The 21,443-nt window shown below is 57.8% G+C and carries 23 protein-coding genes; 16 read left to right on the top strand and 7 right to left on the bottom strand.

Annotated features, from left to right (window positions below; genetic code table 11):
- Nucleotides 1–12: 12 nt before the first annotated feature.
- The 12 genes from rpsR to Q8N00_10350 all read left to right on the top strand — a co-directional run bounded on the left by rpsR (nucleotide 13) and on the right by Q8N00_10350 (nucleotide 8,998).
- Nucleotides 13–276, top strand: coding sequence for a 30S ribosomal protein S18 (gene rpsR / locus Q8N00_10295; protein MDP2383182.1), 264 nt, complete (start codon nucleotides 13–15; stop codon nucleotides 274–276).
- Nucleotides 277–320: 44 nt separating this feature from the next.
- A complete protein-coding gene (locus tag Q8N00_10300; protein MDP2383183.1) occupies nucleotides 321–911 on the top strand; it encodes a DUF177 domain-containing protein in 591 nt (196 codons plus the stop codon).
- A 37-nt stretch (nucleotides 912–948) separates the two neighbouring features.
- Entirely contained in the window at nucleotides 949–1,134 is a 186-nt protein-coding gene (rpmF, locus tag Q8N00_10305; GenBank protein MDP2383184.1) for a 50S ribosomal protein L32, read from the top strand.
- 281 nt (nucleotides 1,135–1,415) lie between these two features.
- Nucleotides 1,416–2,441: a phosphate acyltransferase PlsX gene (plsX, locus tag Q8N00_10310; GenBank protein ID MDP2383185.1), complete on the top strand. Its 1,026-nt coding sequence runs from the start codon at nucleotides 1,416–1,418 to the stop codon at nucleotides 2,439–2,441.
- The gene (locus Q8N00_10315; GenBank protein MDP2383186.1) at nucleotides 2,438–3,412 is read left to right on the top strand and encodes a beta-ketoacyl-ACP synthase III; all 975 of its coding nucleotides are present in this window, start codon (nucleotides 2,438–2,440) and stop codon (nucleotides 3,410–3,412) included. Before plsX ends, Q8N00_10315 begins: the two co-directional genes overlap by 4 nt.
- A gap of 211 nt (nucleotides 3,413–3,623) precedes the next feature.
- Nucleotides 3,624–4,583: an ACP S-malonyltransferase gene (gene fabD, locus Q8N00_10320; GenBank protein ID MDP2383187.1), complete on the top strand. Its 960-nt coding sequence runs from the start codon at nucleotides 3,624–3,626 to the stop codon at nucleotides 4,581–4,583.
- 21 nt (nucleotides 4,584–4,604) lie between these two features.
- Complete coding sequence (fabG, locus tag Q8N00_10325) at nucleotides 4,605–5,348, top strand: 3-oxoacyl-[acyl-carrier-protein] reductase (protein ID MDP2383188.1); 744 nt, start codon at nucleotides 4,605–4,607, stop codon at nucleotides 5,346–5,348.
- 89 nt (nucleotides 5,349–5,437) lie between these two features.
- Nucleotides 5,438–5,671: an acyl carrier protein gene (gene acpP / locus Q8N00_10330; protein ID MDP2383189.1), complete on the top strand. Its 234-nt coding sequence runs from the start codon at nucleotides 5,438–5,440 to the stop codon at nucleotides 5,669–5,671.
- A 15-nt stretch (nucleotides 5,672–5,686) separates the two neighbouring features.
- Nucleotides 5,687–6,937, top strand: a complete 1,251-nt coding sequence (fabF, locus tag Q8N00_10335) for a beta-ketoacyl-ACP synthase II (protein ID MDP2383190.1) — start codon at nucleotides 5,687–5,689, stop codon at nucleotides 6,935–6,937.
- Between the two features lie 31 nt (nucleotides 6,938–6,968).
- Nucleotides 6,969–7,676, top strand: coding sequence for a ribonuclease III (gene rnc / locus Q8N00_10340; protein ID MDP2383191.1), 708 nt, complete (start codon nucleotides 6,969–6,971; stop codon nucleotides 7,674–7,676).
- Between the two features lie 213 nt (nucleotides 7,677–7,889).
- Nucleotides 7,890–8,357, top strand: coding sequence for a peptidylprolyl isomerase (locus tag Q8N00_10345; GenBank protein MDP2383192.1), 468 nt, complete (start codon nucleotides 7,890–7,892; stop codon nucleotides 8,355–8,357).
- Between the two features lie 20 nt (nucleotides 8,358–8,377).
- Nucleotides 8,378–8,998, top strand: coding sequence for a peptidylprolyl isomerase (locus Q8N00_10350; protein MDP2383193.1), 621 nt, complete (start codon nucleotides 8,378–8,380; stop codon nucleotides 8,996–8,998).
- A 47-nt stretch (nucleotides 8,999–9,045) separates the two neighbouring features.
- Here the strand turns inward: Q8N00_10350 and Q8N00_10355 are convergent, their stop codons facing one another.
- The 3 genes from Q8N00_10355 to Q8N00_10365 are packed head-to-tail and all read right to left on the bottom strand — an operon-like array spanning nucleotide 9,046 to nucleotide 11,111.
- Entirely contained in the window at nucleotides 9,046–9,369 is a 324-nt protein-coding gene (locus Q8N00_10355; protein ID MDP2383194.1) for a PilZ domain-containing protein, read from the bottom strand.
- A gap of 36 nt (nucleotides 9,370–9,405) precedes the next feature.
- Entirely contained in the window at nucleotides 9,406–10,104 is a 699-nt protein-coding gene (locus Q8N00_10360; protein MDP2383195.1) for a hypothetical protein, read from the bottom strand.
- Nucleotides 10,101–11,111: a hypothetical protein gene (locus Q8N00_10365; protein MDP2383196.1), complete on the bottom strand. Its 1,011-nt coding sequence runs from the start codon at nucleotides 11,109–11,111 to the stop codon at nucleotides 10,101–10,103. Before Q8N00_10365 ends, Q8N00_10360 begins: the two co-directional genes overlap by 4 nt.
- Before the next feature lie 234 nt (nucleotides 11,112–11,345).
- On the opposite strand from Q8N00_10365, the gene folD reads away from it, so the two are divergent.
- The 4 genes from folD (at nucleotide 11,346) to Q8N00_10385 (ending at nucleotide 14,898) form a co-directional block, all read left to right on the top strand.
- The gene (gene folD / locus Q8N00_10370; GenBank protein ID MDP2383197.1) at nucleotides 11,346–12,206 is read left to right on the top strand and encodes a bifunctional methylenetetrahydrofolate dehydrogenase/methenyltetrahydrofolate cyclohydrolase FolD; all 861 of its coding nucleotides are present in this window, start codon (nucleotides 11,346–11,348) and stop codon (nucleotides 12,204–12,206) included.
- Nucleotides 12,207–12,322: 116 nt separating this feature from the next.
- The gene (locus Q8N00_10375; protein MDP2383198.1) at nucleotides 12,323–13,213 is read left to right on the top strand and encodes a methylenetetrahydrofolate reductase; all 891 of its coding nucleotides are present in this window, start codon (nucleotides 12,323–12,325) and stop codon (nucleotides 13,211–13,213) included.
- Nucleotides 13,213–14,001 carry a 3-methyl-2-oxobutanoate hydroxymethyltransferase gene (gene panB / locus Q8N00_10380; protein MDP2383199.1) on the top strand — a complete coding sequence of 263 codons (789 nt, stop codon included), beginning with the start codon at nucleotides 13,213–13,215 and terminating at the stop codon, nucleotides 13,999–14,001. Before Q8N00_10375 ends, panB begins: the two co-directional genes overlap by 1 nt.
- 120 nt (nucleotides 14,002–14,121) lie before the next feature.
- Nucleotides 14,122–14,898 (top strand): sterol desaturase family protein, encoded by a 777-nt coding sequence (locus Q8N00_10385; GenBank protein ID MDP2383200.1) that lies wholly within the window; start codon nucleotides 14,122–14,124, stop codon nucleotides 14,896–14,898.
- 266 nt (nucleotides 14,899–15,164) lie between these two features.
- On the opposite strand, the gene Q8N00_10390 is transcribed toward Q8N00_10385, so the two are convergent.
- The 4 genes from Q8N00_10390 to Q8N00_10405 all read right to left on the bottom strand — a co-directional run bounded on the left by Q8N00_10390 (nucleotide 15,165) and on the right by Q8N00_10405 (nucleotide 21,317).
- Complete coding sequence (locus tag Q8N00_10390) at nucleotides 15,165–15,671, bottom strand: DUF309 domain-containing protein (GenBank protein ID MDP2383201.1); 507 nt, start codon at nucleotides 15,669–15,671, stop codon at nucleotides 15,165–15,167.
- Complete coding sequence (locus Q8N00_10395; GenBank protein MDP2383202.1) at nucleotides 15,668–16,480, bottom strand: symmetrical bis(5'-nucleosyl)-tetraphosphatase; 813 nt, start codon at nucleotides 16,478–16,480, stop codon at nucleotides 15,668–15,670. The genes Q8N00_10390 and Q8N00_10395 overlap by 4 nt, the downstream gene beginning before the upstream one ends.
- A 135-nt stretch (nucleotides 16,481–16,615) precedes the next feature.
- Complete coding sequence (locus Q8N00_10400) at nucleotides 16,616–17,839, bottom strand: ATP-binding protein (GenBank protein ID MDP2383203.1); 1,224 nt, start codon at nucleotides 17,837–17,839, stop codon at nucleotides 16,616–16,618.
- Nucleotides 17,829–21,317, bottom strand: coding sequence for a PAS domain S-box protein (locus Q8N00_10405; protein ID MDP2383204.1), 3,489 nt, complete (start codon nucleotides 21,315–21,317; stop codon nucleotides 17,829–17,831). The genes Q8N00_10400 and Q8N00_10405 overlap by 11 nt, the downstream gene beginning before the upstream one ends.
- Nucleotides 21,318–21,443: the final 126 nt, after the last annotated feature.

Genomic DNA, 21,443 nt, shown 5'->3' on the forward strand with positions numbered 1-21,443 from the left:
AGGGAGACGGTTATGGAGCGTGAACAGGGCGGAGATCGGGACGGAGGCGGTGGCGGCGGACGGTTTTTTCAGCGTCGCCGGCCTTGTCGGTTTTGCATTGAAAAAGGCGCGATCGATTTCAAGGACGTCGGGCTATTGAGAAATTTCCTTACGGAGCGTGGGCGGATCGTTCCGCGGCGTATTTCCGGTAATTGTATGAGGCACCAACGCGAATTGACGGCTGCCGTCAAGCGGGCTCGGCATATCGCGCTGATCAGTTTTGCGGAAGAGCGATAACGTAACGATTGACGTTGGGGACGGGCATGCAGGTAGGGGCCACGATGAATCTATTAACGCCGCCGCTGGCTAGCATTACAGCAGACGGGCTTTCGCTCGTCGGCGAGGTCACGGCTGAAGAACTCGGCCTGACCGAGGATGATGCCATCGCTCGTGGTCCGCTCGCGGTGAGTTTGGATCTAACCAACGTCGAGGGGCTCGTTGCGGTGACCGGTGTGCTTGAAGGTACGATCCTCCGCGAATGTGTGAGGTGTTTGACGCAGTACGAGGATCCTTTGGCTTTTTCGGTGAGGGCGGCTTTCATCCCTGAGCCGAAGTCTCCGCCGCGCCACCCGAAGCGAGTCGATCCTCGGAAGGCCCGCGAAGAGGTTGTGGTGGCTGAAGAAGAGGAAGACCTGGATGACCAGTATCAATATCAAGGCAATTTTTTAGAATTGGCTCCCATGTTGCGCGAACATGTCATCCTGGCCGCGCCGATGCAGCCAATCTGCAGCGACGACTGTTTGGGGCTTTGTGCACGATGTGGGAAAAGTTTGAATGAGGGGCCCTGTCAATGTGCCGCGGAGCCACCGATCCCGACCTTTCGGGTGGTTCAGGGCACGAAACGCAAGACCGGCGGATCGTCAGCATCCTAGCGTGACCGCCTGCTATCGAGAGTGAGAAGGAGTTGCCATGCCAAATCCGAAACATAAACATTCACGGGAACGACGCGACACGCGGCGCACCCAAAAGTTGCGGATGACCCCGCCGGGCATGTCCGTCTGTCCGCAGTGCCATGAGATCAAGCTCCCGCATTACACCTGCTTGAATTGCGGAACCTACAAGGGTAAGGCAGTCATCCAAGTCGAAGAATCCTAGTAGACTCTCGTTCCACGTACGCAACGGAGTACGTGGAACATCGTCCTCGCTACGGATTTCCTAGACGTCATATTGACCGGCCTGCTCGACAGGCTGGCGGTCGGTTGTTGGTTCGTGCCTGCAGGGCACTGGGGCTATATGGACTCCATCAGAATGTTGTCCGTTTGCCTGTTGCGTCAACCAGTTCACTGCTCTAAACTCCTGCCGCATATAGCGTGGTGACGGCTGCTTGTCTTCCGTGACCCCCTGACACATCATCGTACTATGAGTACTTGGCTTCTATGAAGATTGCGCTTGATGCCATGGGCGGCGACCATGGACCGGCCCCGGTTATTGAGGGAGCTCTCCAGGCGGCCCAAGAATGTGATGTCGAGATTCTGCTCGTCGGCGACGAGGCCATTCTCACTGCCGAATGTCGCCGTCTGGGCTGTACGGATTCACGTCTGTCTATTCGTCATGCGTCGCAAGTCGTAGAGATGCACGAATCGCCTGCAACCGTAGCCCGTAAGAAACGGAACTCCTCCATCTGGATCGCGACCGAGTTGGTCAAGAGCGGCGAGGCCAGTGCGGTGGTCAGTCCCGGGAATACCGGCGCCAGCATGGTCGCCTCGTTCTTTGTACTCGGGCTGACGAAGGGCGTCGAACGTCCGGCGATCGCAACCTGCCTGCCCACGCTGACTGGCATGGCTATTATGTTAGATGTCGGGGCCAATGTGGACTGTAGTGCCCAGCATTTGGCGCAATTCGCCATCATGGGGAATGAATACGGCAAGCATCTGTTCAAAAAGCCTAATCCACGCGTCGGGTTGTTGAGCATCGGGGAAGAGGACAGCAAGGGGAACGAAGTGACGAAGGAAGCGTTCAAGCTCCTCAAGGCCAGTCCGCTCAATTTCATCGGTAATGTCGAGGGCCGTGATGTCTATAGTGGGAGCGCTGACGTGGTGGTCTGTGATGGGTTTATCGGGAACGTCGCGTTGAAGATTTCAGAGGGCGTGGCCGATACGATCAAGAAATTGCTGCTCAAGGAAATATCCGGATCCTTTTTCGGCCGCTTAGCCTATCCGCTCATTGCCAAGCCGCTGTTGAATTTGAAGAAGAAAATCGACTATGCCGAATTCGGCGGGGCGCCGCTTCTGGGTGTTAACGGCATTACGGTGATTTGCCATGGCCGTTCGTCCGCTAAGGCGATCAAGAATGCCATCCGTCTGGCAAAGGGATTGGCCGAGAGTCGTGTCGATGCGCTGATTCAGCGCGATATTGAAGAGAGCCTCATGCAACCCAAGCCCATTGAGGAAACGCCGGCATGAGGGCCCGCATTGCAGGGACCGGATCGTACGTGCCGGCCAAGGTGCTGACCAATGTCGATCTCGAACGGATGGTGGCCACTTCAGACGACTGGATTGTCGAACGGACGGGCATTCGCGAGCGGCACGTGGCCGGTCCCGATGAGGCCTGCTCTGATCTGGCTGTGAAAGCGGCGGAGCGGGCGTTGGCCGCCGCGGGAGTGCGTGCGGCCGATCTCGATATGATCCTGTTGGCCACCTGCACGGGTGACTATCCCCTTCCTGCAACCGCCTGTCTGATTCAACATCGGCTTGGGGCTACGCGTGCGGCGGCCTGCGATCTGTCGGCCGCTTGTTGCGGCTTCGTCTATGCGTTATCGGTGGCGGATGCCTATGTGAAGTCCGGCATGCGCCATGTGTTGATCATCGGGTCGGAAGTGATGTCGGCCATTACCGACTGGACCGATCGCAATACCTGTATCCTGTTCGGCGATGGGGCTGGAGCGGCCGTCATCAGCGCCAGTGAGAACGACTGTGGGATTCTCTCCACGCATCTTCGTTCCGATGGCAATCTTTGCGATTTGATTGCCGTGCCGGGTGGCGGGTCACGCCTACCGCCGTCTGAAACGGTCGTGGCGGAACGGATGCAGTACATCAAGATGAAGGGGAACGAGACGTTTAAGGTGGCGGTTCGAACCTTGGAGGAAGTCGCGCGTGAGACCTTGGCCGCGAATAATCTCCAAGTGGAAGACCTCGACCTCTACGTTCCGCATCAGGCCAATATACGAATTCTGAAGGCCGTGGCCAGCCGTCTCGGGCTCCCGCCTGAAAAAGTGATGCTGAACCTCGATCGGTATGGAAATACCTCGGCCGCTTCGATTCCCATCGCCTTAGATGAAGCGGTGCGCCAGGGGCGAATCAAAGAGGGAAGTCTTGTGATGTTAGGGGCCTTCGGGGCTGGGCTCACCTGGGCATCGGCACTCGTTCGATGGTAGCAGAAGATGTGATCAGCCATCAGCGCTTAGTTCAGAGGAATCGACGATCGCGGAGAGGGATGCACTGACGGATCCGGAGAACTTTTCCCGTTGACATTCAAGGGGAATTCGACGATATCTAGCTCACGGAGAGGGTGCTGGGCGCTTGCTCCAACGTCGATGATGGTCATGATGAACGTAACCGGTAACCCCGTGCGATCACGCCAGTAGTATGACGAATCTCCAATCAAGAAGAGCATCCAGTATCGGGTTGGTGTTCCCGGGGCAGGGGTCCCAGTCTGTCGGGATGGGGAAGGCGTTGGCCGAGGCCTATCCGGACATCAGGAGTCTCTACGATGAGGCTTCATCGGTCCTGGGATACGATATTGCCGCATTATGTTTTGAGGGGCCATCCGAACGATTGAATCTCACGGAATATACTCAGCCAGCGTTATTCGTGAGCAGCATGGCGGCATTTCATGTGTGTAAGTCGTTGGATCTCGCGCCGATCGCAGTGGCCGGACATAGCTTGGGTGAATACTCGGCTCTTGTCGCCGCCGGGGGAATGACCTATCGTGAAGCGGTGGGGATCGTGCAGAAGCGAGGTCGGTATATGGCCGAAGCCGTGCCGCCAGGGACAGGGCTCGTCGCTGCATTGCTCGGTCTCGCCGCAGACGTGGTGAGAGAGGTCTGTCGGGAAGCTTCCGTTGCCGGCGTCGTGGCTGCGGCGAATTTCAATTCGCCGGGTCAGGTGGTCATTGCCGGTGAAAAGGCCGCGGTGGAACGGGCGATTGAATTGGCAAAGGCCAAGGGCTGTAAGAAGGCGATACCCCTTCCCGTCAGTGTGCCGGTGCATACGCCGCTGATGCAGGGAGCGGCTGACCGGCTCGCTGGAGAGCTAGCGGCAATCAGATGGTCCGATCTGAAGATGCCATTGATCAATAATGCGGAAGCCAGGCCGATCACCAAAGCCGGTGATATTCAGGCCTCATTGGTACGACAACTTCCGTCATCAGTGCTCTGGGAAGATTCGGTGAAGGCGATGGCCGCGATGGGTGTGACGACGTTCGTCGAGGTTGGGCCTGGAACGGTGTTGAGCGGTTTGATTAAACGAATTGTGCCGGACGCGGTGATCCTGAACGTCAACGATCCGAAGTCGTTCGAGGCGACCCGTACGGCGTTCAGTGCATAAAGGAAGGTGAGGAGCGAGCGGATGTCACTTCAAGGTAAAGTTGCGATTGTTACAGGCGCGGCGCAAGGAATCGGCCGGGCGATCGCAGAAGCGTTGGCGCAAGCCGGGGCCGATATTGTGGTGGCCGACCTCGACCCGAGCCGGTCGAAAGATACGGTGGCGGCGGTGGAGCAGTTGGGGCGCAAGGCGCTGAACGTCAAAGTCAACGTGGCGGACGGCACCGACACCAAAGCCATGGTCGATCAGGTCATCAAGGAATGGGGGAAGGTCGACATTCTGGTCAATAATGCCGGGATCACGCGTGACGGCTTGTTGTTGAGGATGAAGGAAGAAGACTGGAACCTGGTGCTGCAAGTTAATTTGACCGGGACGTTCAATTGTATCAAGGCGGTCTTGCTCCCGATGACCAAGCAGCGGTATGGTCGTATCGTCAACATTGCGTCGATCGTCGGCGTGATGGGGAATGTGGGCCAGGCCAATTACGCGGCATCGAAGGCGGCGGTGATCGGGTTGACGAAGACGGTCGCGCGGGAATATGCGAGCCGCGCGGTGACGGTCAACGCTGTTGCGCCGGGCTTTATCGACACCGCTATGACGCAGGGATTATCGACCGAGGTGAAAGACACCCTCCAAAAGCAAATCCCGTTGGGACGATTGGGTACACCGGCCGATATTGCGGCGGCGGTACGGTTTCTCGTATCGGACGAGGCCGCCTATATCACGGGGCATGTGTTGCATGTGAACGGGGGAATGTTGATGCCCTGACGACGGTGGTCAGAGTGTTGTAAGATGCTGCGGCGACAGATTCGCAGCAAGAAGGAGGATCTACGATGGGGAAGGAGGCAGGAAAATCAATGGGTACTGTAGAAGAACGGGTCAAGAAAATTATCGGCGAGCAGCTTGGAGTGGAGGAGGACGAGGTGACGCTTGAGGCCAGCTTCGTGGAAGACCTCGGTGCCGACTCGCTCGATACCGTCGAGCTGGTGATGGCGCTTGAAGAAGAATTCGGGATCGAGATCCCCGACGAAGACGCAGAAAAGATCCTGACGGTCGGGAAAGCCTTGGACTACATCAAGGAAAAGGCCTAAGGGACAGAGGATGTTATGACTGTTCGTTCGACTAGGCGAATCGTCGTCACCGGTTTGGGGCTGATCACGCCTCTGGGGACCGGTGTTGACAAAACCTGGAAGGCGATTTGTGCCGGTGAATCCGGCATAGGCCGGATCACCAAATTCGATCCCGCCGCGTACGATGCCCAGATTGCCGGGGAAGTAAAGGATTTCGATCCCGCGCAGTTCATCGAGAAGAAAGAAATCAAAAAAATGGATGCGTTCATCCATTATGCCGTGGGTGCTGCCCAGCTGGCGGTGGATGATGCTTCGTTCACCGTGGCGCCAGAAGAGGCCACGCGAGTCGGCGTCTATATCGGATCGGGCATCGGGGGGCTGGGATCGATCGAGCATTACCACAAGATCTTGCAGGAAAAAGGCCCCGGGCGAGTCTCGCCATTTTTCATTCCGATGACCATCATTAACCTGGCTTCTGGACAGGTGGCGATCAGACTGGGTGCCAAGGGGCCGAACTCTTGTGCCGTGACGGCTTGTGCGACGGGCAACCATTGTATCGGCGACGCATTTCGACTGATTCAGGCCGGTGATGCCGATGTCATGATTGCCGGCGGGGCCGAAGCCGCCATTACCCCGTTGGGGGTCGCAGGGTTTGCGGCGTCGAAAGCCTTGTCGTTTCGCAACGATGCCCCGACGAAAGCGAGCCGGCCGTTCGACAAAGATCGCGATGGGTTCGTGCTCGGCGAAGGCGCTGGGGTCGTGGTCTTGGAGGAACTGGAGCATGCACGCCGTCGCGGAGTTCGGATCTATGCCGAACTCATCGGTTATGCCATGAACAGCGACGCCTACCATATTACCGCTCCGTCCGAAGAGGGAGAAGGCGCAGTTCGCTGTATGGAGCTGGCGCTCAAGGATGCCGGTATCGGCAAGGACCAGGTCGGGTATATCAACGCGCATGGGACGTCGACGATGGCGGATGCCATCGAGACCAAGGCCATCAAGCAGGTATTCGGTGAACGGGCCTATCAGATTCCGGTGAGTTCGACCAAGTCGATGACCGGCCATTTACTCGGGGCCGCTGGTGGCATTGAGGCAGTATTCAGCGTGCTGGCGCTTCACCACGGGATCCTGCCTCCGACGATCAACTTGGATCATCCCGATCCTGCATGCGATCTGGACTATATCCCTCACAAGGCCAGACCGGCTGCCGTGACAGTCGCGCTGTCGAATTCGTTTGGATTCGGCGGGGTTAACGCCTGTCTGCTCTTTAAAAAGCCGGACGCCTAACAGATCTGTGCGAGGGGATCTACTCGCCACTATGACGTCGGTTTCTTCCATCGACTCGCTCCAATCCTCCTTAGGCTATCGATTCAAGGCCATGGCTTTGCTTGAGGAAGCCTTGACCCATTCTTCTCTCGTCAACGAACAGAAATCGGTTTCGCCTCAACATAACGAGCGGCTCGAATTTCTGGGTGACGCCGTGTTGTCGCTGGTGATGAGTGAATATCTCGCGTCATCATTGCCGCAGTCTTCAGAAGGGGCTCTCTCGAAGTTAAAGGCACAGTTGGTGAGTGAGGCCTCGCTTGCGGCTGTGGCTCGACGGTTGAGCCTGGGGGAGCATTTGAAGCTGGGCCGCGGGGAAGACCGTTCGAAGGGCCGCGAGAAAGACTCGTTATTGGCCGATGCGCTGGAGGCGGTGCTGGCCGCCGTGCATCTTGACGGAGGGTTCGATGCTAGCCGCACGGTGACGCGCCATATTTTCGCAGGGGAACTTGTGAATGTCGCTGCGCAGCAGGAACAACCGGGAGCCGGCGACTACAAGACGCAGTTTCAGGAATGGTGCCAAAAGAGGCATGACACCTTGCCCCGTTACGCGACCGTTCGAGAATCAGGCCCCGATCATCAGAAGTTATTTGAGGTAGAATTGTCCATCCAGGGCGAGGTTGTGGGCATGGGATCAGGACGAAGCAAGAAAGAAGCAGAGCAACAGGCGGCGAAGCAGGCCCTCGAACAGGTAGGGCGCTAATGCTGGCGGCAGGGTTAGGGTATGGGGTTCACCACGAGACCAGTTCTCATTTCAGGGAGGTAGATGATGCAGCGACGAGTGATGGTAGGACGGATGGCGATGATGCTGGTGGTAGGCGTAAGTCTGTTGTGGGGAATGGGCGTAGTCTCTGCGGCGGATAAGGCTCCGGCAGTGAAAGCGGGGAAAGTAGAAGGGGCGAAAGGAACACGAGCGATTATTGCCACGAGGTTTGGCGAGATCGAGATCGCATTTTTCCCAGACAAGGCCCCCGAACATGTCAAAAACTTTGTCTCGTTGGCAAAATCAGGATTCTACAACGGGACCATCTTTCATCGGGTGATTCCCGGGTTCATGATCCAGGGCGGCGATCCCAACACGAAAGATCTGAACAAGCCGGAGACCTATGGTCAGGGGGGACCGGGCCATCGGCTGAAAGCGGAATTTAACGAGATTCCTCACAGACGGGGGATTCTCTCCATGGCGCGCACGAGCGATCCCAATAGCGCCGGTTCACAGTTCTATATCGTCGTGAAGGATTCGAATTTTCTCGATGGGCAGTACACGGTGTTTGGTGAAGTCGTGAGGGGAATGGATGTGGCGGATAAAATTGTCAGCACACCAAGGAACAATCGTGACCTTCCGAATGAGCGTGTGGACATGACGATTACAGTGGTCGAGTAGCAATGCGGGGGAGAGAAACCATGATGCGTGATGCGGTCACCATGAGGAGCGTCATGCTCTGTGGACTGGTATTGGCGATCGGCCTGCTCACCGGCTGTGGAGGAAAGGCGGAGGTGAAACCGGTTGTGCCTCCTCCTGCCCCTGGTCCGAGAGCCATCATCAAGACCAAATTCGGGGAGATTCACTTCAAGTTCTTTCCCGATGTGGCGCCGAACCATGTTGCAAACTTTATCAAGCTGGCCAAGTCAGGATTTTACGATGGGACGATTTTTCACCGGGTCATTCCGGGGTTCATGATCCAGGGCGGTGATCCCAACACCAAGAACTCGTTGCGCAAGGAGACGTACGGAGCCGGTGGGCCGAAGGATGAGAAGGGAAATCCCATCCTCCTCAAGGCGGAGTTCAGCGATATCCTTCATAAGCGCGGTATTGTGTCGATGGCACGAGCGACGGAGCCCGATACGGCCGGGTCGCAATTTTTCATTGTGGTCGAGCCTTCTCATTTCCTCGACGGCAAATACACGGCATTCGGCGAGGTGACCAAGGGCCTTGGTATCGCTGACAGGATCGTGAGTTTGCCAAAAAACGATCACGATCTGCCGAACGAGCGGATCGAGATGACGGTGACGATTGTCGAATAGCGATAGGCTGGATCAGACAGGCTTCTGTCTGTGGGGCGAAGAGGTGGCTATGGGATGTCCTCGAGGAGTGCGCGAAGGCGGGCTTGTTCGGACGGGAAGAAGAGGATGAAATTGAGGCCGAACGCGTTGTCTGAGACCCAACGTACTGAGGCCCGCTCGATCTTTACCGGCGGGGATTGGTCTGGAAGGTGAAGGAGGACGTGGACGTCGAGCCCTTCGGCCATATTGATGTCAGACTCGGCTCGGCAGCCGGTCGTCGAGATGTTCGTGACCGTGGCGTCCCCTTCGAGCTCCCCTGAAGAAAATCCGATCGTGCAACGCAGCTCCACCCTGCGTGTTTTCCTGATTTTTTGTTCTTTCTCTTGGCTCATGGTACGTCGCCTGCCGTCTTTGCGAGTGGTGATGAGTTAGTGGTGGTGTTGGCAGCCTGGGTCGTGGGTATGTTGCTCAGGGGCCGGGGGCGGCATAAACTGCTGTCCTGGCAAGATGATGTGGCCAGGCTCACGCTGCTTCGTCAGGTGTTGCGCAATATCAGGATGGTAGGCCCGCACATAACCGATGAGCCCGCCGAGGAACCGTTGCGATTGGAAGTCCGTCCCCGAAAACTGCGACACGAAGGCGATCGCACGGTCGAGTATTTCCGGTGCGTCTGACATGTCGGCAATCTGCTGAGGGTTCTGCTTCTTGAACGCGTCGTACTCCTTCTTCAGATGCTCCGTGAATACGGGCGACGGTGCGGCAGGCACATGGAGGGGGCTGAGCGTTCGTCGCAAGCCCTGTAGCGCCGCCACGATCTCCGCATCTTGCCCATCTCGGCGTCCCTGAAAGTACCCAAAGATTACCACTTCGACGAGATTGAAGAGGGCTACGGCCTTCTCGCCGCCTAGTTCCCCCAGCTCGCGATAGAAGTCTCGCCGGACCGGCATGAATTGGACGGCCAGCCGCTTGTGCTGATAGTCGCTCCCGGTTTCGAGGTAGGCGCAGTCGGCGGGGCATGCGACCCGTACGATTCGGTGTTCACCGCAACATTGGCTGCAGATTTGACCGCCGAGGGCGGGACAGGGTCGCTTGCCTTTTCGTTGCGAGCAATAGACGCATTGACTCATTTTCTTACGGGTCCTTCCGGTGCCGGCTTCGGCGGCGGAGGGATAAACCCATAGTCCGCCAACGTCCGTTTTTCCTGTTTGGGTTTTCCATCGCTGGGGGTTTCGAGCCCGTTCATTTCGGCGGCGTCTGCATATTGGTACGGCACAAGGATGAGGTTATTGGCGCGGTCGATACTCAGATCTCCCGGTGAGGGTAAGAATTCGGCGATGACTTGAAACCGCTTGTCCCAGCTCATGCGCCAGACTTTCCCCGTGGTGAAATCAGAGACATACATGTTGCCCCACCGGTCGAAATCCACGCCACGGAGATTCTGGAACCGGCTGGAAAAGAATCCGTTGGAGAAGAGTTCCGTCACGACGCCATCGGGAGAGACCTCGGAAATTTTCCCCTTATCCCAACTCACGGCGATGATTTGGCCGGATTTTGGATGGATGGCTAAGCCTGAGGGACCGGCCAGGGCTGGGTCTGTGACCAATACGGAGATCGTCTGGGACGCGAGGTCGACGCGGTAGATTCTGTTGGCTTTCTGGTCGGAGCAATAGAGGTGGCCCTTGCCGTCGAAGGTCACGTCGCTCAAGGAGGCTTGTGGCAGCGTGGACGAGGCGGCAGGCCCTCGGACGATGAGTGCCAGGACGGGCTTCCCGGTGGTCGTATCAAAGCCCCGCAGGGTATCGAGATCGGCCACGTAGAGCACATGTTCCACCAGGGCCATGCCTTTGGGGGCATGGAGGGTGACCTCTCCCTTTCCGCCTTGAATAAATTTCAGATTGAGAAGTTTGCCGTTGGGATCGAGTTTGGTGATGAATCCGTTGTTATCAGCAGCTTCAGGCTCCCCGTTCACGCTGGAAATGAAATAGCCCTTCCCGAGGGGGTCGTTGACGAAGCTGTAGGGCGATTGCAGTTCCGTGACGGTGATCTGGGCGTTAAGGGGGCTGACGACTACGACGAATAGAAGCCAGATACACCAGGAGATCGGATGGTAGGTGGCGCGTGTGAGAAGGGACATGAGGGAGGAGGTTCTCTTCACAGGGTAGATGTCGATTGGCCGAGGGTGACTTTCGTATCGTAGCCGCCAGGCTCAGGGTCTGTCAAGAAATGAGGGCGAAAGGCGCAAGAGATCTCACGTCTTTACGTTTATGGCTAGGGCCTCGTGCCAAGCGAAGCACGTCGTTGACTTGATCAAAAATGCCCTGCTATGGTGCCTTGATTTTCTTGACAGTTTCTCAACGAGGAGGCATCCGTGGCAGCACGATTGATCGACGGCAAAGCATTGGCATTGCAAGTACGGGCGAGGTTGGCAACGGAATCGGCGGCGGTCCTCGCGAAGATCGGGATGAGGCCAGGGTTGGCCACGATTTTGGTAGGTGACGATCCCGCGTCACATCAGTATGTGAAGAGCAAACAGAAGGCCTGCGAAGAGGCAGGCATCTATATTGACGACCACAAGTTGCCTGCCAGCACGACGCAGGCCGAGTTGCTGGCGTTGATCGAAAAGGCAAATGCCGATCCAAAGATCCACGGCATTCTGGTGCAGCTCCCGTTACCGAAACATATCGAGAGCCGGGTGGTCCTCGAGGCCGTATCGCCGAATAAAGATGCCGACGGGTTCCATCCCTACAATTTCGGCAGGCTGGTTGAAGGAAGTCCGGTGTTTGAGGCCTGCACGCCCAAGGGTGTCATCAAGATGATCGAGTCTATCGGTGTGGGTATTGAGGGGAAACGTGCGGTGGTGTTGGGCCGCAGCAATATTGTCGGCAAGCCGTTGGCCCTTATGCTCTTGCAGCGCAATGCTACCGTGACGATTTGTCATTCCAAGACGAAGGATCTGGCCGCGGTCTGTCGTGAGGCGGAGTTGTTGCTCGTGGCGATCGGGAAGGCCAAGTTTGTGACGGCCGACATGGTGCGAGAAGGAGCGGTCGTAATCGACGTGGGCACCAATCGGTGGACAGACGGGAAGCTCTGCGGCGATGTCGACTTTGAATCGGTCAGTCAGAAGGCCGGCTGGATTAGTCCTGTGCCCGGTGGCGTCGGGCCGATGACGATTGCGATGTTGCTGGAGAATACGGTGGAGTCGGCCAAACGTATGGCGGGAATGATGTGAGGTGGCTGGGTGCTCCTGTGCTCGCGCAACGCGCGGCTTCAGAAAGCCCTCGTTGGACATGCGTACGACGGAGCAACTCAGCCGCCTCATAGCGGAATAGGGTGAGGGAAGAACGTATGAGTCGAGAGCCGCGCCGGTTGAAGGATGTGCTCGATGGGGGGCAGTTCGCTGTTACGATTGAGTACAATCCCCCCAAAGGTACGAACATCTCCTCGGTGCTAGAGAACGCCAAGGCTCTGGTCGGGCGTGTGCATGGGGTGAACGTGACGGACAACACGGCCGCCGTCGTGCGGGCCGGGTCTCTTTCCGTTTGTCGCCTCCTCTACGAACTTGGCCACGATCCGGTCATGCAGATGACCTGCCGGGATCGGAATCGGATTGCCATGCAGTCGGATCTCATGGGCGCGTCCATGCTCGGCATCCGTAATATTCTCTGTCTCACCGGGGACTACCCGACCGTCGGAGACCACAAGGACGCGAAGCCCGTGTACGATCTCGACTCGGTTCAGGTCATGCAGCTGGTGCAGGGGCTGAACAATGGGCGGGATATGGCCGGCAATAAGCTGGATGGCTCCACGGCCTTTTCAATCGGTGCGGCTGTCACGCCGGAAGCAGATCCGCTGGGCCCCATGCTCGCCAAGTTCGAACTGAAAGTAAAGGCCGGCGCGCAGTTCTTTCAGACGCAGGCAATCTACCATCCTGAGCAGTTTGCGTCCTTCATGAAGGCGGTGCGTCCGTTTAAGGCCAAGGTGCTGGCTGGTATTCTCGTGCTTCGGAACGCCAAGATGGCGGAGTTCATGAACGCGAATATTCCCGGCGTGTCGGTCCCGCAGGAGATGATCGACGAACTCAGGGCCGCCGGTCCCGAGCGGGCGGAGGATGTCGGCGTGGACATCGCAGTGCGGACGATCAAGGCGGTGCGGCCCTACTGCGACGGGGTGCATATTATGGCGATCAAAGCCACACACCGGTTGTCCGATATCATCACCAGAGCAGAAGTGGGTTGATGACGATCCCCGAGTTTCAACGGCAGAAGCGCGACAAGAAAAAGCTCGCCGTCGTGACGGCCTACGACGCGCTGTTCACCCGCATTGTCGAGCAGGCCGGTATTGACGTGATCCTGGTCGGAGATTCATTGGGTGTAGTCGTGCAGGGGCAGGCCAATACGCTCTCAGTGACGATGGAGGAGATACTCTACCATACGAAGCTCGTCGCCGGGGCGGCCCAGCGGGCGCTGGTCATCGGCGATATGCCCTTCATGTCCTATCAAGCCAGTCAGGAAGACGCGCTGCGCAATGCGGGACGGTTCCTGCAGGTTGGGGCTCAGGCCGTCAAGCTGGAGGGTGGCGCCGCGGTCGTCGATCGCGTGGCCGCGATCGCCAGTATCGGCATCCCGGTCATGGGCCATCTCGGCATGACGCCCCAATCGGTTCATCAGTATGGCGGGTACAAAGTGCAGGGAAAAGAGTCGGACCAGGCGCGTCTCTTATTGCGCGATGCCCAGGCGCTTGAAGCAGCCGGCGCCTTTGCGATCGTACTTGAAGCGATTCCCGCCGAGTTGGCCAGGACATTGACCGAGCAATTGACCATTCCGACGATTGGGATCGGGGCCGGCCCGCACTGCGACGGTCAAGTCCTGGTGCTCTACGATCTCCTTGGACTGTTCGACGACTTCGTGCCGAAGTTCGTCAAACCCTATGCCCATCTCAAGACCGATGCACTTCAAGCACTTCGCCGTTACAAGGAAGAGGTGGAGGGAGGGAAGTTCCCAAGCGAGAAGGAAAGTTACCACTAGCCATTGAGCCTCTCCGATTCCGGCGTGATCGTCCTTATTGTCTCACCGTTCAATACCGCATCAACCGCAAGACAATTCTCTGCCGCTTGGGTACAGTACAGCGACACGGAGAGGCGCTGCATGGAATGGATTGAATGGCTCCTCAGTCTGGAGTTTCGACAGTTCCTGCTCGAGACTAACTTGTTTTTCCCGCTGCTGTTTGTCGTGAGGCTTTTCGGTGTGACCTTGCTCGAGAGCGTTGTTCCAGCACGAAACGTTCCCACTCGTTCGATACTCTTCCTGGACATCATTGGGTCCGCAGTGCTTGTGTACCTCATGACTCCAGCCGCAAGCTATTTGAGAAGTTTTATTGCGGTCAGACCCACGATCCCGGAGCTGATCCTCACCCTACCGACGATGGTGGTCGTTCTCTTGTATTACGTTGTCGGTGACTTCGGTGCCTATTGGATGCATCGGTTCTGGCATCTTGGCCCGATTTGGCCTATCCACAAATGGCACCATTCTCCGACCTCCATGTATTGGCTAGCCGGCTACCGAGCATCGCTCCTTCAGCTTGTGCTCCAAGGTCTACCCTGGATCTTTGCCTATTCAGTGCTAGGCATGGCCCCTTGGTGGATCTTCCTGGCCGTGACAACCTCTCACATTCTGTTGAATGATTGGATGCATATGAACGTGTCCTGGCGATCGAATTGGTTGGAGTGGGTATTTGTCACGCCGAGGTTCCATCATGTGCATCATAGTGACAACCTTACCCTGTCCAACGCCAACTTTGGTGTCACCTTCAGCATCTGGGATCGCCTGTTCGGGACCTATGTCAATCCTGAGTCGGTGAAGGAACCACTATCATTTGGGATCGGTGAGAAAGTACCGCTTGTCCGTCTGGCGATAGGTGTCTGATCGCCGCGTGCCTAGAGAGGGCTTCCCAAATAGCTCACGTGAAATACCTGGCGATCTTCCAGTCGAGCTCTAAACGGTAAGGCGTTATACAAAAGAAGTCGAGCCAGGCACGTATTTCACTGATGCAGAATCGGTTACCACTAGCAGGTTGCTGAAGCGCCCACAACGTCGTTCTCGGTCGAAACAATTCACAATACATCCTCAAGTGTGCTGCCAGACCGGTTGAGAATCCACAAGCGACTTCCGCATTTTCCGCACTGCATGCGTCACGGCGAAAGGCGGATTTGATAGGGCGTCGCACTCACGAAGGGTGCTGAAAGAGTCCCGTACTGTTCAGCTAATGCGATGACATCGATTCCCATATAGTGCTGAGGCAGGTGTTGCAATCGGACGAGCCCGCTCCGCGTAAGATTTCGTGCAGCTTGTTCATGGCCGAGGAATCGTTTGAGGTTCGCAGCGGCGAGGTGGATGAGGGCTTGGAAGAAATTTCCTTGCTCGGTGCCGTGGCCCGCGGCATGCCACAGCGCTTCAAACACTTCGTGGCATTCCCACCAGTAGGCGTAGTTATAGAGGTCGATGCCCTGGAGGTAATCCTCTGACTGCTGCCAATGTTCTCGTGGAAAGGCGAGGAGCTTCGGATCAGGCTGACAGTAGGAATGGCCGAGAGGATTGCGCCGCGGGTGCGGATTTTTTCCCGGAAGGAATCGATAGGATGGAAACGGCTTCGTTGAGTAACGGAGCCAAGTCGGATCAGGAGGCTGAGGCTCAATCACGATTCCGCTCGTTGGATGCCCGTGACCTGGAAGATGTGGCGATCGTGCAGCCGCACCGCCGTCAGTTCTTTCCCCCATACGCAGCCACTGTCGATGGCCAATAGGTTGGACTCGATGTGCAATCCCAACGCCGCCCAATGTCCGCAGATCACCGTGGTCTCGGTCTGTTTCCGATTTGGAATTCTGAACCAAGGGAAATAGCCTGTGGGTGTCTGTTCAGGTGGACCGGAGAACCCAGACATCTCACCGGTGGGAGTGCAGGTGCGGAGTCTCGTGAAGACTCGCGCGATACTCACCAGCCTCTCCAGGCCTGTCAGCGATGGATCCCATTGTGGCGCCGGTCCATGAAACAGGCTCTGGAGGAACAGACGATAGTTCGGGCCTGCCAGCACGGACTCAACCTCACGCGCCAAGCCGACGGCCTCATCGATGGTCCATTGCGGGAGGAGCCCCGCATGCACCATCAGGAACGATTCCTCTCGATGATGGAGCGGTTGGCGGCGGAGCCAGGCGATTAGTTCATCACGGTCTTTCGCCTGCAAGATGTCGTGAATCGTATCCTTGTGTCGTAACGTGGCAATGCCTTCGGCGACTGCGAGCAAGAAGAGATCGTGATTGCCCAGCACGATCTGGGCGGTCTCGCCGAGCCCATGCACGAATCGGAGGAGGGCGAGCGATTCAGGGCCTCGATTGACGAGGTCTCCGGCCAGCCACAATCGATCCGTCCGAGGGTCGAACGCAATCCGGTCGAGGAGCCGTCTGAATGGGTCGAGGCAACCTTGAATGTCGCCGATTGCGTAAATAGCCATGAATGGAGGGCTCCCGTGACCGGCTGAGCCTACCCTGCATGCCGTGGGAAAACAAGATGAAGAGGGTCGTGCGTTGACGCAGCAGTATAGTCAGTGTGATGGGTCTGCCATGTCAGATGTGGGCGAGAGAACGATCTATTCCGTCGTGTATTCCAGGGGGACGGTAAATTGAAAGGTGCTGCCACGGCCTGGTTCGCTGTCCATGCTGATGGCTCCACCCATGAGGACGACGAGCTGCTGACAGATCGCCAGCCCCAATCCCGCGCCGCCGTATTTTTTTGTGGTCGATCCGTCGGCTTGGGTGAAGGGTTCAAAAATACTCGTCCATGCCTCCGGCGTGATGCCGATTCCCGTATCGGCGACGGAGAACCGTATTCTGACGATGTGACTACTCTTTCCAATGATCGGCCCTGATGCAGAAGGCCTGGCGGCATCGATCGGGTCCTGCCCATCCGGTTGCTCATCCACGTCCGCACGGACCGTGATCTCACCGCGCTCGGTAAACTTGACGGCATTATCTAGCAAATTGCGCAGAACTTGGCGTAATCGACCGGAATCTCCGCGCAGTCCGGTCGGTATCTGCGCCTGGATGAGACAGGCCAGTTTCACCCCGTTGCACGCCGCTCGCTTCCTGAACAGACCGACGACGTCTTCGAGCAAATGGCTCATGTCGAAATCGATTTCCTCCAATTGCAGCTTGCCGGAGTCGAGCTTCGAGAAATCGAGAAGGTCATCAATGAGCAAGAGTAATGATTCACCCGAGGTGCGAATGGTGCCCGCACAGTCACGTTGTTCAGGCGTCAGTTGGGTGTCCAGAAGCCAGTCTGCCATGCCGAGGACCCCGTTCATGGGTGTCCTGATCTCGTGGCTGACCGTGGCAAGAAATTCCGATTTGAGCCGTGTGCCTTCGAGAGCCGCATCGCGAGCCCGGGCCAGGCTCGCTTGGCTGGTCCGCAACTCCTGCAGGACGCGGCTCGATCGTACGATGTATCGGGCGCGATGTGCTAACAGGAGTCCGTTCAGCGGTTTGGTGATGAAGTCGGTCGCCCCGGCATCGTAGGCCTGTGTGATGGAATGGTAATCGTCTAGACCGGTCATGATGAGCACGGGAGTGTGCTCTCCTCCTGGAAGCTTTCGGATCGCCGTACAGGCCGCGTATCCGTTCATTTCCGGCATCATGACATCGAGCAATACAATATCGGGATGGAGCCGCCCAACGGCCGCCACGGCGTCCAGCCCATTCTCGGCCTCTTCGACGCTCCACCCTATGCTTTCCAGCGCGGCGCGTGCCAGCAGCCGCGTCACTGCATCATCGTCCACGATCAAGGCGAGGGGGGCGCTCTGTTGATCAGGCGTCACGGGGTGTTTCCTTGTTGAGTGCGGCTTGAAAGACGGAGCAGACGGCCGTGAAATCCCGTTCCAATTGACGAAGGTGCTCTGGTGCCTCCTCGGTTCGATGATCGCGGCCCAAAGCTTCCAGTTCCTTGCAATGGGCCGCCATGGACAAGGCGCCTAGCGTGGCGCTGCTGGATTTGAGGCGGTGCGCCAGGGCATGGAGCCTGGCCGAATCGTTGCAGTCGATGGCCTGGCGTAAGTGCTCGACGAGAGTCCGTGAATCTTCCATGTAGGTGGACAGCAGCTTTCCGAGCGGGTCAGGATGTCCCGGTCGTTTCAGCCTGCGGATGGGTTCCCAGGCTGAGCGATCGACCAGGCCTGCTGACTCGACTTGCTCCGGCTGAACGAACGGCGTTGAAGGATTGGGCGAGGCCGTGGTTGAAGCCACGAGGGGCATTCCTGATGGCTCCGACCCGTTGGGCTGGTTGATCCACCGATCCAAGAGGTCCTTCAGTTGATGTTGGGTGAAGGGTTTACTGAGATAGTCGTCCATGCCGATCGTCAGGCAGCGTTCCCGGTCTCCTTCCATGGCGTTGGCCGTGAGGGCAATGATGGGGATGTGGGTTGCCTGCGTCTGCCGTTCCCGCTCACGAATGCCGGCTGTGGCCGTGAAGCCATCCATGACGGGCATCTGGCAGTCCATGAGAATGAGGTCGTAGGAGACAGTCTCGGAGCGTTCAAGGGCCTGACGGCCGTCTTTGGCGCTGTCGACCCGGTAGCCGAGGAGGTCCAGCATCCCGGTCGCGACCTCGCGGTTGACGGGATTGTCTTCGACCAGGAGTATGCGGCGGCCGGTTTCCCGTGGCGTGCGGGCGGTGGGCACGGCCGTGAACGGGGCAGCGGTCGCACCCTGGAGATGCCGGCGCAAGCAATCCCGCAACGTCGATTGGCGCACCGGTTTCTGCAGCCATGCGAGAAAGCCCAGCGGCTCAGTCTGCCAGCCGGGGGCCTGGTGCTCGCCGGAGTTGAGGGCCAGGAGGCCGACGGTGCGGAGCGCGGGATCGGCCTTAATCGCGCGGGCGAGCATCAGGCCATCCATGCCGGGCATGCAGATGTCGAGCAGGGCCAGGTCGAACGGCGTCCGATGGTTCGCGTACTGACGTAAGACGTCCAGGGCGGCGGCGCCACTGTCTGCAGGGACCACCTCGGCCCCCCAGGCGGTGAGCGGTGCGTTCAGCACAAAGAGATTCGTCGGATGGTCATCCACGATGAGCACCCGGAGGCCGGTTAGGAATTGAGGATGCTCCACCTGGGCCTGGTCCTGTGGTGCGGCACAGCCCAGGCGCGCCGTGAACCAAAACGTCGAGCCCTGGCCCGGCGCACTGGTGAGGCCCACCTCGCCGCCCATGAGCTGCACGAGTTGTTTCACGATGGCCAACCCGAGTCCCGTGCCGCCGAACTGTCTGGTGGTAGACCCGTCGGCTTGGGAAAATGCGGTGAAAAGACCCGCCTGCGCCGAGGGGGGGATGCCGATGCCGGTATCGGTGACGGCGCATTTCAACGTCAGCGTCTGGGCGTCCTGCGCCAGGAGGTGGAACCAGACCGTCACGGTGCCGTGTGGGGTGAACTTCATGGCGTTGCCCACCAGGTTCAGGAGCACCTGCCGGAGGCGTCCCGGATCGCCGATGGCACGGGCCGGGATCTCTTCGGGGAGAAAGCAGGTCAAGGTCACCCCTTTCCGCCCGGCCGATTCAGCAAACAGATCGATGGCCTCTTCCACTGTTTCTCGGAGCCCGAACTCGAGGCGCTCCAGCTCCAGCTTGCCGGCTTCGATTTTCGAGAAATCCAAAATCTCGTTGATGACGCCCAGGAGGGCGGTGCCGGAGCGATGGACGCTCTCGGCCAGGTGCCGCTGTTTGTCGGTCAGGGGGGTATTGAGCAACAGTTCCGCCATGCCGAGGACCCCGTTCATGGGCGTCCTGATTTCGTGGCTCATGTTGGCGAGGAACTGCGACTTGGCCACGCTGGCCGATTCGGCGCTTTCCTTTGCCTGGCGTAGCTCGGTCTCCACATGTTTTCGTTCCGTAATATCCGTAATAGTGGCAATAATGACGAGTCCGGCAGCGGTCTGCACTGACCTCAATCCCACTTCGGTAGGGAATTCTGAGCCATCCTTGCGTTGTCCCTTCAGGTCAGGTTCCATGCCCATTGCTCTCGACCTGGGCTGATCTATAAATGCGATTCGGTCTTTGACCTGTTGATGTTGGACGGTCTTCGGGATCAGGCGCTCAATCGGTTGGCCTAGGAGCTCGGCCCGCGGATACCCGAAGATCTTTTCCATTTCGGCGTTCACCATGCGCATGATGCCGTTCTGGTCGACCATGACCATTCCACTTGGTGCGGATTCCACCACGATGCGCAGCTGTTCCTCCCACTGTTTTCTCTCGGAAATATCCCTGATAAAGCCGCTGAAGGTCGTCCCCGATGTCAGTTTGAGCGGTGTAATGGTCAGTTCGATGGGAAACTCCGTTCCATCGGCGCGTAACGCGATAAGCTCCAATCGTTTTCCCAGCGCCGGGCCTTCACCTGTTGCCAGGTAATGTTGCAATCCCCGGCTGTGGGCTTCGCGATATTGCGAGGGGACGATGGTGTCCGAGAGCTTCCGCCCGATCACATCGAGTCTGGTCCATCCGAGGATCTGTTCGGCCTGAGGATTCCAGTCGGTTATTCGACCCTGTTCGTCCATGACGATGATGGCATCCAATGCACTATTCACGATTGAACGAGTTTGCTCTTCGCTGTCTTGGAGGCTGCGCATGAGTGGTGCGCTGATCTGGCGATTGATCAGCCAACCCACCAGGAAAATTGTGCCGAGTAGGCTCAGGCCCAGTACTCCGAGGAGGTACGTCCGATTTTTGAGCACGGAGCTGGCTTCCCCTTCGACTTGACGACGCTCCCTGTCAGCGAGTTCGATGAGTTCGAGAATTTCTTGTCGATGCTGTTGAAAACGGCTGGTGAGGGGGCCGTGCACGAGATTGGCCATGATGCGGGTATCCCCGCGTTCAATGGCTGGCAGAAATTCGCGGTTCCATTGTTCGTAGAACTCTGTTGCGCGTCGGCCAGACTCGGTGAGGTTGTCCCGTAACAGTCCTGGGGGCAGGCGGTCGCGCCATTCAGTTTGCTTGACGATAAATGCTTGCTCGAGCTGTTTGAATCGCCCAACGAGTGCTTCTCGTTTTGAGGGCGGGGCGCTCAGTAGTTCCAATGTCACAAGATAGGAGTCTACGATGTAGAGCGGAGGAGGGAGTGCATCCGTCGTCAGGTCCTTGCTTTGAACGATTTGGGCGTAGAGTGGTCCGTGAATCTGCACCGTCGTGACGGTATCGTACACCGCGAGGGTAAACCCTCCGGTGGCGATGATTGCGGTACCGACAAGCAGCCCAAGTCGGTGTTTGAAGGATGGGGGCTCTCGCTTTGAAGAAAGCAACTCCTGCGAGTTCATGCAGTCCTCTGCTGGGGACAGAAATAGAGAGTCGGCTCGTTCTCTTATTTATCGGACGAGAAGCAGAGAGGCTTGACCCTCATCGCTCGACAGAGTTTGAGCTCATAGGAGGAGCTCCCATCGCCA

Source organism: Nitrospirota bacterium (assembly GCA_030684575.1).
In the GTDB taxonomy this organism is placed as follows: Bacteria; Nitrospirota; Nitrospiria; order Nitrospirales; family Nitrospiraceae; genus Palsa-1315.